Raw genomic sequence first — 9,463 nt, 5'->3', positions numbered from 1 at the left:
CCCCCCCTTTTTTTTACACCCCCCACCCCCCCAAACCAAAAAAACCCGGGGGCGGGGGGGCGGGTCTTTTTTTAAACCCCCCCGCCGCGCGGGGGGGGGGGGGGCCCCCCCCCCCGGCCCGGGACGAGTTCTCAACCGAGGAGACCGGCCGCGCGGGCCCACTGGTACTTCGCGCCCAGAACGGCGACGGGCTTCTCGGTCGTGTAGGGGAAGGCGACGATGCCGTGGTCGAACAGGTAGTCGGCGGCCTTCTCAACTTCGGTGTCGCCTGCCAGCGACACCACGATGGGCTTGTCGATGCCTTCGGCGCGGGCTTCTTCGGCCACCCGAGAGGCGAGTTCGGCGAACACCATCGGCGGCGTGACGATGGTGTGCCAGTAGCCGATGATCAGCGAGTGGATCCGCGGGTCCCGCAGCCCGAGCCGGATGGTGGCCTCGTAGGTGCTCGGCGGCTCACCACCGGTGATGTCGATCGGGTTGCCCGCGGCACCGAACGGCGGGATGTAGCGCCGGAACTCCTCGTCGAGGTCCGGCGGGATGTCCATCAGCGTCAGCCCATTGGCCACGCAGGCGTCCGACAGCAGCACCCCGGAGCCGCCCGCACCGGTGATGATGACGACGTTCTCGCCCTTGGGCGTGGGCAGCACCGGGATGCCGCGCGCGTACTCCAGCATCTCGTTGAGCCCCGGCGCCCGGACCACGCCGGACTGCCGCAGGATGTCGTCGTAGACCTTGTCGTTACCGGCCAGCGCCCCGGTGTGCGAGCTCGCCGCCCGCGCGCCCATGTCGGTGCGACCGGCCTTGAGCACCACGACCGGCTTCTTCTTGGTGATCCGCTGGGCAGCGTCGACGAACGCCCGGCCGTCCTTGAGGTCCTCCAGGTGCATCGCCACGACCTGCGTGTTGTCGTCCTGCTCGAAGTACGTCAGCAGGTCGTCTTCGTCCACATCGGACTTGTTGCCGAGCCCGACGATCGCCGACACGCCCATCTTGGTGGTCCGGGCGAAGCCGAGGATGGCCATCCCGATGCCGCCGCTCTGCGAGGTCAGCGCCACCCCGCCGCGCACGTCGTAGGGCGTGCAGAAGGTCGCGCAGAGGTTCTGCGGCGTGTAGTAGTAGCCGTAGATGTTCGGCCCGAGCAGCCGGATCCCGTGCTTGCGCCCGATCTCCACGACCTCGTCCTGCAACTCCTGGTTGCCGGTCTCGGCGAAACCGGAGGGGATCAGCACGGCGGCCGCGACCTGCTTCTGACCGCATTCCTCCAGCGCACCGGCCACGAACTTGGCCGGGACGGTGAACACCGCGACGTCGACGTCACCGGGGACGTCGGTGATGCTGCGGTACGCCTTGCGGCCGAGGATCTCGTCGGCCTTCGGGTTGATCGGGTAGATCTCGCCCGCGTAGCCGCCGTTGATCAGGTTCTTCATGACCGAGTTGCCGATCTTGCCGTCCTCGTTGGACGCCCCGATCACGGCGACGCTACTCGGGTTCATCAGCTGCTGCATGCCCTGCAGGATTTCCTCCTGCGAGCGCTGCGGCGGCTTGGCGACCGCTTCGGTCTCCAGCACGATCCGCACGTCGGCAGCGGTCGCCCCGGCCGCGGTGGCGAACACCGGGTTGAGGTCCAGCTCGCTGATCTCCGGGAAATCGTTCACCAGGTCGGAAACCCGACGAAGCACGTCCGCCAGCGCGTCGGCGTCGACCGGCTCGCTGCCGCGCGCACCGCGCAGCACCTCGGCCGCGGCGATGTCGTCGAGCATCGAGCGCGCCTGCTCGGAGGTGAGGGGAGCGAGCCGGAAGGTGACGTCCTTGAGGACCTCCACCAGCACGCCGCCGAGCCCGAAGACGACCACCTTGCCGAAGGTCGGGTCGGTGGTGGCGCCGATGATCACTTCCTGGCCGCTGACCATCTGCTGCACCTGGATCCCGGAGATGGCCGGGTTCTCGGTGTAGGCGTGGGCGTTGGTCAGGATCTGCTCGTAGCCCTGGCGGACCGCGTCTTCTCCGCTGACGTTGACGAGCACGCCACCCGCTTCGGTTTTGTGCAGAATGTCCGGTGAAACGATCTTCAGGGCCACCGGACCACCGAACTGCTGCGCCAGCGCGACAGCCTCATCGGCGCTGGTCGCCAGCCCCTCGCCCGCGGTGGGAATGCCGTAGGCATCGCAGAGCAGTTTCGCCTCGGGGGCGGTCAGCGCCGCCCTGCCCTCGGCCCGGACCGCGTCGAGTACCTCTCGTACGCGGGCACCGTCGTATGACATTTCTCAGATCACTCCGTTCACCTTGAGCTCGGCCAGCTCGGTTTCGTCGATGCCCAGCCGGTCCTGGAAGATCTCGGCGGTGTGCTCGCCGAGCAGTGGGGAACGCTCCACCTGGACCGGGGAGTCGGACAACTTGATCGGGCAGCCGACGGTCTTGAACGCGCCGCGTTCGGGGTGGTCGACGGTGACGATCATTTCGTTGTCGGCCAGCGAGGCGTCCTCGATGATCTCCTGCGTCGACAGGATCGGACCGCACGGGATGTTGTGCTCGTTCAGCGCGGCCAGCACGGCCCACTTGTCGAGGCCCAGCGTCCACTCCTCGATCATGCTGAACATCTTGTCCAGTTTGGACAGTCGGGCCTCGGGGGTGGCCCAGTCCGGGTCGTCGACCAGTTCGGGGCGGCCGATCAGCCGCGCGATCGGCGCCCAGCCCTGCGGCTGCACGATGACGTAGATGTAGTCGTTGGCCCCGCCGGGCTTGCAGCGCACCGCCCAACCGGGCTGGCCACCGCCGGAGGCGTTGCCGGAGCGCGGCACCTCGTCACCGAAACTGGCGTTCGGGTACTCCCGCAGCGGGCCGTGCGCCAGCCGCTGCTGGTCGCGCAGCTTCACCCGGCACAGGTTGAGCACGGCGTGCTGCATCGCGACCGAAACCCGTTGTCCCTGCCCGGTCTTCTCCCGTTGCAACAGCGCGGCGAGGATCCCGGCCACGGTGTGGATGCCGGTGCCGGAGTCGCCGATCTGCGCGCCGGTGGCCAGCGGCGGACCGTCCTCGAAACCGGTGGTGCTCATCGACCCGCCCATCGCCTGGGCGACCACTTCGTACGCCTTGTAGTGCGTGTACGGGCCATCACCGAAGCCCTTGATGGAGGCGTAGATCAGCTTCGGGTTGATCTCGCGCAGCTTCTCCCAGGTGAAGCCCATCCGGTCCACCGTGCCCGGCCCGAAGTTCTCCACCAGCACGTCGGAGTCGGCGACGAGCTGGGTGAAGATCTCCTTGCCGCGGTCGGACTTCATGTTCAGCGTGATGCTGCGCTTGTTGCAGTTGAGCATCGTGAAGTAAAGGCTGTCGACATCGTCGATGTCGCGCAGCTGGCGACGGGTGATGTCGCCGGTCGGTGCCTCCAACTTGACCACGTCGGCGCCGAGCCAGGCCAGGATCTGGGTGGCGGATGGTCCAGATTGGACATGCGTCATGTCCAGCACCCGAACACCTGCAAGTGCAGTCATGTCAAGCCCCTCACTTGTACATGGTCTGGTTCATGGTTCCGGGGTGTAGACCTCCGGATCCACCCAAACGTTGATCAGCGACGGTTTGCCCGATTCGCGAGCACGGAGCAGAGCCGGACCGATGTCGGCCGGGGCGCGGACCTCCTCGCCGTAGCCGCCCAGCAGCTGGGCGAGAGATGGTTTCAACGCCCTCTGCCCTGAGCGCCTTGGCGACAAGGTGACCGCCGGATATCAGCGGGGGTTCGCCTACTTGGGCGGTTGGAGTCTGGGCCATGCGCGCTCTCTCCCCTTGGCCGTGCCTACGGTCGGCTCCATACTGCATACCGTATGAGGTCCTCAAGGCATACCGTAGAACCCCACAAGGTGTCCATAGTTCGATACCGAACCCTTACTCGGCCGACCGTCGTCCATCGTGGATGTTCCAGCACTGATTTCGCTGGTTGATCGTTCGTGGTGTTGATCGGCGGCGAGTTCGGGGTTGGCGAAATATTGCCTAGAACTCTCCATACTGTATACTGCATGCACCGACACCAACGCCTGGCCGCCTGACCAGAGCGGAGATCATCGTGAAAGTCGCTGTTCTCGGCGCCGGTGCCATCGGCGCTTACGTGGGTGCATGTCTGCACCGCGCAGGTGCGGAGGTGAGTCTGATAGCACGCGGGGCACACCTTGAGGCGTTGCGCCGCGACGGGGTGGTGGTCCGCAGTCCGCGTGGAGATTTCACAGCGCGGCCCGCGGTCACCGACGACCCCGCCGAGGTTGGTCCGGTGGACCATATCTTCCTCGGTTTGAAGGCATATTCCTACGCAACGGCTGGACCGCTGGTCGAGCCACTGATGCACGAACGCACCACGGTCATCGCCGCGCAGAACGGCATCCCGTGGTGGTACTTCCACGGATTGTCCGGGCCGTACCAGGACCACCGCATCCAGACGGTGGACCCCGACGGTGCGGTCAGCCGGGTGTTGCCACCGCGGCGGGCGATCGGCTGCGTGGTCTACGCGGCCACCGAGCTCGAATCGCCCGGTGTGGTGCGGCACCTGGAAGGTACTCGGTTCTCCATCGGCGAGCCCGACGGCAGCATCTCGGCACGCTGCCGCGAGTTCAGTGACGCCATGATCGCCGGTGGCCTGAAATGTCCGGTCGAGGAGGATTTGCGCCGCGACATCTGGATCAAGTTGATGGGCAACATCGCCTTCAACCCGATCAGCGCGCTGACCCGGGCGACGCTGGCGGCGATGTGCCGACACCAGGGCGTGCGGGGGCTGGTCAGCACCATGATGGCCGAAACCCTTGAGGTGGCCGCCGCACTGGGATGTCATCCCGAAATCGCGATCGAACGTCGGATCACCGGTGCGGAACGCACCGGCGAGCACAAGACGTCGACGTTGCAAGACCTGGAGAAGGGCAAACCGCTGGAACTGGCCGCGATGTTGGCCGCGGTGGTGGAATTGGCCGATCTGGTCGGTGCCGAGGTGCCGACCTTGCGGGTGATCAACGCGCTGGGCGATCTGCTGGAGAATCGCCCCACCGCACCAGCGGCATGATCGGTTGCCCGCGTACCGGGGGTCCGCCCAGCCGAGTCACCTGGGCGGACCCCGCAACAGCGGTGGCGTACTTCGCCTCGCCCCGAACATGGGCGCGGTGGAGGTGATCCGGCAGGTCACCGAGGCCCGGCTGACCGGACGGGGCGGCGCAGCGTTCCCCACCGGCCGGAAGTGGGAGGCCACGTCCGGTCAGCCAGGCCGACCGAACAATCTGACAGCACAGCTCGTCGCGTTCGAGAGGGGGAAACCCGCATGACCGCAGCCGCTCTCGGACGTCCGCGCCGACCGGCGTTCAGCGGCGTCGGCCGCAACTTCACAATGCACCACGGCACGGTGGGCCACCGGAATCCGCGCACCGCGGGCCGGTTCGGCTGGCACCTGCCGCACCGGGAGCGGAAGGTCGAACCGTGACGGGGCGGGCGGCCAACTACCGCAACAGCCTCGACCGCATCTTGCACGCAGTCCTCGAACCGGCCGCCCGCGACGTGGACGACCTGGGCCGGTTCCCACGCCCGACGATCACGGCCCTCGGCCAGGCCGGAATCCTCGGTCTGACGCTGCCGACGCGTTACGGCGGTGGCGGCCACGGCCTCGGCGAAGCAGTGCACGTCATCGCGCAGGTGGCCCGGATCTGCGGTTCGACGGCAGCGGTGCTGCAAGCGCATTTCGCCGCGGTGGCGGTGCTTTCCCGACACGCACCGCCGGAGCTGTTGCAGGAGATCGCGGCCGGTCGGCACTTGAGCACGCTCGCGCTGTCGGAAGTGGGGGAGCGGCCGTTCGTCCCGGTCGGCGAGCCCTACGAACACGGCGGAGTCGTCGACCTGCACGCCCGCAAGAACTGGGTGAGCGCGGCAGGTGAGGCCGACAGCTACGTCTGGTCCAGCCGCGCCCTGGGTGCTTCGGGAGCCTGCACCCTGTGGTTGGTTCCGGCGGCCGCGCCGGGCATGTGCATCCCGGCGGCGGTCGACGGAGTGGGGTTGCGGGGGAGCGCGACGGCCACGATCACCGCGGATCCGGTCCAGATCCCGGTGTCGGCGATGCTGGGCGAGGACGGCGGCGGCGTGGACCTCGCGCTGACGACGGTCCTGCCCTGGTTGCTCGCCCTGAACGCGGCGCTGGCGCTGGGGCTGATGGAGTCGGTGGTGCAGCGCTCGGTGGAGTGCGTCAACGGCCCGCAACCGTCCTGGGCGCGCTGGCAGGACCCACCGGCTCGCCAGACCGACGTCCGCGCGGACCTGGCGAGGATGCAGACGAAGCTCGACACGGTCCGCCTGATGCTCACCGACGCGGTCCAGGCGGCCTGGCAGGAACCGGCCGCAGCGCAACGCCGCCTGTTGCAGGTGCGGGCGACGGCCGGGGAAAGCGCGGTGCAGGTGGCGGAGCTGGGCATGAAGGTATGCGGCCAGTTCGCCTTCCGCAAGGAGTTCGGCATCGAACGCCGCTTCCGAGACGCCCACACGGCAACCTACGGCCAACTACCCGCGGACACGGCCCTGGACTACCTCGGCCGAACCCTCTGCAACCTCCCCTTCCTGACCTGACACCCAGCGGGTCCTGTCAGGACTTGGCCCACGGTGCCGGGCCAAAAGCTCAAAGCAGGTCCCGTCAGGCAAGCGGCGCAGCCGCTTCCGGCGGTGAACTGCCGCCGCGAGAAGCAACTGAACCACTGCTGAGCTGCCGCAAGCGGCGCAGCCGCTTAGCCCACCTATGCAACTCGCACCGCCGCGGGTTCTCAGAGGTTTTCTCGCGAGGACAGCCCCGACGCCGCGTATCGGACATACGTAAGTCGGGGATCCCGGAGTCGAGAAAGCCTCTGAGGTTCCGCTACTCGCACCGCCACGCAAAACAAGCCGCAAAAGCAAAAAATCAAAAAGACTCGGCGTTTTGTTCTAGGTAGGAGGTCCGGGTGTGCTCGGTGTGCTCCCGCATCAGCTGGGCCGCTCGGTCGGCTTCCTTCTTGCTGATCGCGTCGATCAGCGCCGCGTGCTCGTCCCAGGCCGCCTTGCCGCGGGACTTGGCCACCGGGGTGTGGTACCAGCGGACCCGGCGGTCCACCTGGGCGGCTATCTCCTTGAGGATCTTGTTGCCGGACATCTCGGTGATCTGGGCGTGGAGTTCGGCGTTGGCCGCCACCACTTCTTCGATGTCGTCGGACTTCAGGGCCTGTACGCCGGTCTTGTAGATCTGCCTGAGCTCGGCGACGCCCTCCTTGGTCGAGTTCAGCGCCGCCAGCCGGGCCGATTCGGCCTCCAGCAGGGTTCGCACGCTCAGCAGCTGGTCGGCTTCCTCCGGGGTGGGGCTGTGCACGAACGCGCCGTAGCCCGGCCGGAGGTCGACCCACTCGTCCTTCTTCAGCCACTGCAGGGCCTCGCGCACCGGTTGCCGGGACACGCCGAGCAGCTCGGCGAGTTCCTTCTCCACCAGGTGGTGACCGGGCTTGAGCTCACCGGAGATGATCAGGTCGAGGATGGCCTCGTAGACGGTCTCCCGGAGCGGGACCGGGCGCGCGACCTGGCGCGCGGCGATGCCGTCCGGCATTTTCGAGGTCAGCGACATACGGTCAACTCCGGGTGCTTGGCCAGCTCCGCCGGGGCGAATCTGGTCGGGCTCGTACTCTTGCGTTGCCGGTCGGCACGGGCGGTGGGTATTTTGCCCGGAGGCTTTAGCATACAGTATGCGACGGCGGTTCAGCGCGGAAACAACGTTCACGTGATGGACGCCTCTCAGTCGTGCGCGTTGGGTCCTGTTCGTGGCGGACCGATGCGTGCGTCCGATTGGTCCAGATAGGACAGTCCGCTGGGCCGAACGGATGGATAGTGCTGGTATTGCTGGACAAGGTGAACACCAGCGGACTAGAACCACCATGCCAGGCCGAAATCGGCCTGCGGGGGACCGATGACAGCTCCCCAGCCCGTGCCGGAGGCGCTTATGGGCGTACCCGCGTTCTTGTGGGTCGTGACGGTGGGAATCCTGCTCGCGCTCGTCGCGCGTGACTTGGCTGCGGGCTGGCGAACACCACCCGAATCCTCGCTGCGGGGTGACGCTCTCGCGGTCGGTGGTTATCTGCTGCTCGCAGTGCTGTTCGGCGTGGCGGTGCTCGGCCTGGGCGGTGCGTCGGCCGCCGGGGCGTTCTTCGCCGGTTGGGCGAGCTCGCTGGCGGTCACCGTCGATGCGCTCTTCGTGTTCCTGCTGATCGCCAGCCGGGTGCCCGGCCAGCACCGGATCGTGACCCTCGGGGTGGGTGTCGCGGTGCTGGCGCGTGTCGCGCTGGTCGCGTTCGGCGTTCCGGCCGCATCCGTCATCGGGTGGATTTCGGTGCTCTTCGGTGCTGGTGTGCTGTGGTCGGCGTGGCGGGTCTTCCGCCACGACGATGCGACGACCCTGCCGACGGTACTGGGAAAACCCGGTGCCGCGCGAGGGGCAGCCGTGCTCGCGGCGGTGGTGCTCGCGCTGTTCTCGGTGTCGGCGACGGTGGCGGTGACCGGTGTGGCGTACTTGGTGCTCTGCGCCAACCTGTTCGCGCTGCTGGGCTTCCACCGGCTGTTCCGGTTGACCCGGAGCCTGGTCGAGCGGGTGCCGGACGCGTCGGTGGGACTGGCCGTGGTGCTGGTGTTCATCGGGGTGAAGTCGGTGCTGACCGGGGTGACCGCCACCGCGCAGGACACCCAGGTCACCTTGCTGTCGTTGGGGATGATCGCGGTCGTCGCCGCGCTGAGCGCGATAACCGCGGCCCGGACCCCGTCGCGCTGATCCAGCTCGAAGGTCGGCGATCAGCGGAGCCGGTGCAGGATGACGTCGAGGGCGAAATCGACGTGCTGCCGGGCCAGTCGCTCGGCCTCGTCGGCATCACGGGCGATCACCGCGCCCAGCAGTTCGCGGTGCTGCTCGGCTGAGACGGCCAGCTCGGCCGGGGTGTAGAGCTGCGCGACGGTCCGGTTGAAGAAGTACCGCCGACTGGTGCGCGCCTGCTTGAGCAGCGTTTCGTTGTGCGCCAGCGCCAGAATCCCGTCGTGCAGCTGCTCGTTGAACGCGACGCGTTGGTCGAGCTCGGGACTCGCGTCGCGCACCTGGTCCCGCAGCTCGCGCAACGCCACCAGTTCGGCGTCGGTCGCACGCTTGGCGGCCAGTCGCGCCGAATAGCCTTCCAGGGCCGTCCGCACCTCGTAGATCTCCTGGATTTCCGCGGTGGTGTGCTCGTAGACCACCCAGCGGCGGCGATGCGACCGGATCAGCCCTTCCGACGCGAGCCGCTGCAGGCTCTCGCGCACCGGCGTCCGGCTGACCCGCAGCCGCTCGGCGATCTCGACCTCCGACAGCGCCTCGCGGGGACGCAGGTCGCCGCGGACGATCTCCTGGCGCAGGCGTTGGTAGACCTCCTCGGTCCGGGTCGCCGTCCGGTCGTTGGCTTCGTGCTGGCTGGCCACG

General features: G+C 67.8%; 9 protein-coding genes. 4 read left to right on the top strand and 5 right to left on the bottom strand.

The features are described from left to right. Positions 1-131: 131 nt before the first annotated feature. From MOQ72_RS12760 to MOQ72_RS12750, 3 genes are read right to left on the bottom strand one after another with little or no spacing between them, the layout of a single operon-like run. Positions 132-2,261, bottom strand: coding sequence for an acetate--CoA ligase family protein (locus MOQ72_RS12760; RefSeq protein WP_242183363.1), 2,130 nt, complete (start codon positions 2,259-2,261; stop codon positions 132-134). A gap of 3 nt (positions 2,262-2,264) precedes the next feature. Further along, entirely contained in the window at positions 2,265-3,491 is a 1,227-nt protein-coding gene (gene frc / locus MOQ72_RS12755; protein ID WP_242183362.1) for a formyl-CoA transferase, read from the bottom strand. Positions 3,492-3,521: 30 nt separating this feature from the next. Further along, positions 3,522-3,677 carry a thiamine pyrophosphate-dependent enzyme gene (locus MOQ72_RS12750; RefSeq protein WP_242183360.1) on the bottom strand — a complete coding sequence of 52 codons (156 nt, stop codon included), beginning with the start codon at positions 3,675-3,677 and terminating at the stop codon, positions 3,522-3,524. A gap of 380 nt (positions 3,678-4,057) precedes the next feature. Here MOQ72_RS12750 and MOQ72_RS12745 point away from each other — a divergent pair, with 380 nt between their 5' ends. From MOQ72_RS12745 to MOQ72_RS12735, 3 genes are all read left to right on the top strand, one after another. After that, positions 4,058-5,038 carry a 2-dehydropantoate 2-reductase gene (locus MOQ72_RS12745; protein ID WP_242183357.1) on the top strand — a complete coding sequence of 327 codons (981 nt, stop codon included), beginning with the start codon at positions 4,058-4,060 and terminating at the stop codon, positions 5,036-5,038. Between the two features lie 252 nt (positions 5,039-5,290). Continuing rightward, on the top strand, positions 5,291-5,449 hold the full coding sequence (locus MOQ72_RS12740) for a hypothetical protein (RefSeq protein ID WP_242183355.1): 159 nt from the start codon (positions 5,291-5,293) through the stop codon (positions 5,447-5,449). Then, entirely contained in the window at positions 5,446-6,579 is a 1,134-nt protein-coding gene (locus MOQ72_RS12735; protein ID WP_242183353.1) for an acyl-CoA dehydrogenase family protein, read from the top strand. Before MOQ72_RS12740 ends, MOQ72_RS12735 begins: the two co-directional genes overlap by 4 nt. Before the next feature lie 325 nt (positions 6,580-6,904). Here the strand turns inward: MOQ72_RS12735 and MOQ72_RS12730 are convergent, their stop codons facing one another. After that, positions 6,905-7,594 carry a GntR family transcriptional regulator gene (locus MOQ72_RS12730; protein ID WP_242183352.1) on the bottom strand — a complete coding sequence of 230 codons (690 nt, stop codon included), beginning with the start codon at positions 7,592-7,594 and terminating at the stop codon, positions 6,905-6,907. Between the two features lie 339 nt (positions 7,595-7,933). Between MOQ72_RS12730 and MOQ72_RS12725 the strand changes: the two genes are divergently transcribed. Further along, complete coding sequence (locus MOQ72_RS12725; RefSeq protein ID WP_242183350.1) at positions 7,934-8,788, top strand: TerC family protein; 855 nt, start codon at positions 7,934-7,936, stop codon at positions 8,786-8,788. A 20-nt stretch (positions 8,789-8,808) separates the two neighbouring features. Here MOQ72_RS12725 and MOQ72_RS12720 read toward each other — a convergent pair whose 3' ends face one another. Continuing rightward, the gene (locus MOQ72_RS12720) at positions 8,809-9,462 is read right to left on the bottom strand and encodes a GntR family transcriptional regulator (RefSeq protein ID WP_242183348.1); all 654 of its coding nucleotides are present in this window, start codon (positions 9,460-9,462) and stop codon (positions 8,809-8,811) included. Between the last annotated feature and the right edge of the window lies 1 nt (position 9,463).

It is taken from the genome of Saccharopolyspora soli (assembly GCF_022678645.1).
GTDB lineage: Bacteria > Actinomycetota > Actinomycetes > Mycobacteriales > Pseudonocardiaceae > Saccharopolyspora > Saccharopolyspora soli.
The sequence above is the reverse complement of the archived record's forward strand: the minus strand, read 5'-3'. Positions and strand labels throughout refer to the sequence as shown.

Bases quoted from the DNA above. Each gene is read 5' to 3' on its own strand.
- MOQ72_RS12725 (WP_242183350.1), top strand. From the start codon at position 7,934: ATGACAGCTCCCCAGCCCGTGCCGGAGGCGCTTATGGGCGTACCCGCG.
- MOQ72_RS12760 (WP_242183363.1), bottom strand. From the start codon at position 2,261: ATGTCATACGACGGTGCCCGCGTACGAGAGGTACTCGACGCGGTCCGG.
- MOQ72_RS12740 (WP_242183355.1), top strand. From the start codon at position 5,291: ATGACCGCAGCCGCTCTCGGACGTCCGCGCCGACCGGCGTTCAGCGGC.
- MOQ72_RS12730 (WP_242183352.1), bottom strand. From the start codon at position 7,594: ATGTCGCTGACCTCGAAAATGCCGGACGGCATCGCCGCGCGCCAGGTC.
- frc (WP_242183362.1), bottom strand. From the start codon at position 3,491: ATGACTGCACTTGCAGGTGTTCGGGTGCTGGACATGACGCATGTCCAA.